The sequence below is a fragment of the Petrotoga halophila DSM 16923 genome (assembly GCF_002924615.1).
The window spans coordinates 1-1210 of the sequence record NZ_JALY01000342.1 but is presented as its reverse complement, the minus strand read 5'-3'; the positions used below and the strand labels follow the sequence as shown (position 1 = coordinate 1210).

Genomic DNA, 1210 nt, shown 5'->3' with positions numbered 1-1210 from the left:
GGTAGGATTATAAAAAATCCTGCTCTTGCCTTTTTCTTTTGAACCGACATACATATCTCTCCTTATCGATTGGATAGGGTATATCGAAAATCTCGGCCCTTACTGGGCCGAGATTAAGTTATTTTAGGTGTTAATCTGTGAGTAGATTTACATCTTCAGCAGCCCATAATATCATTTGTTTTGCTTGGTTAACGTTTTTAGTAGTTACTAAGTTGTTAACGGCATCGTTGAATGACGTGACGAACGCTTCAGGTGCTGCAGAACCGTGAACGATAGATGGTGAAATGATGAGGGTTCTGAAATCCTCTGCTGTTTCTATCAAGTATGGATCGTTTCCTGGATCTGCGTCAATTCTTGCTGGGATAGAACCTTTAATTGGATTAAACACTGATTGAGCCCTTGTAGAAGCCAAGTATTCCAAAAAGATGAGTGCATTTTCTCTATGTGGGGCATTCTTTGGTAACCCGAAGGTATCGGATACTAATACGAACACAGCTTGTGTGCCAGGTAACTCGAACCATCCAAAGTCTTCTCCTGGCGTCCAACCTAAGGTTTTGAAGTATCCTTCTGCCCAGTCACCCATTAAATTGAAAACGGCTTTGTCTTCATATAACAATCTTGCAGCATCTTGCCATGCTAAAGCTGCATGATCTACGTTAACGTAATCCATAAGTTGTACCATTTTTTCTAAAGAACTGTCAAGCCTTTCATCGTTGAACGATAGTTCGCCGTTAAATAAGGCGTTGTAATTTTTAGCTCCAAATTCAGCTACCATAAGATTCTCAACAAGTTGGCCTGCAGGCCATTTGTTTTTATCTCCTAAAGCAAGTGGAGTGTAACCAGCGGCTTTTACTTTTTCTAATGCGTTTATGAATTCATTCCATGTCTCGGGTTCTTTAGTCAAACCTATTTCGTTAAATAACTTCTTGTTGTAGAACACAACGTTGCTTCTATGGACCGTCAGAGGAATGGAATAAACTTCACCTTGATAACTTACTATATCTATTAGACCTTCTGGAAATTTGTCGTATACTCCCCACGCTTTTAGATAGTCTGTTAAAGGTTCCATGAGTCCTGGTATTACGTATGTATCTGTTAATTCCCAACCAGCGTGTACTTGGAATGTATCGGGTGGGTTTCCACCAAGCATTCTTGTTTTTAATACTGCTTTGGCGTTTGTCCCAGCACCTCCGGCAACCGTTGCGTTGAT

1 protein-coding gene is annotated in these 1210 nt (G+C 40.5%); it reads right to left on the bottom strand.

All coding sequences use genetic code 11. The features are described from left to right. Positions 1–130: 130 nt before the first annotated feature. On the bottom strand, positions 131–1210 hold a 1080-nt coding region (locus AA81_RS13855), incomplete at its 5' end, for an extracellular solute-binding protein (RefSeq protein ID WP_103899359.1).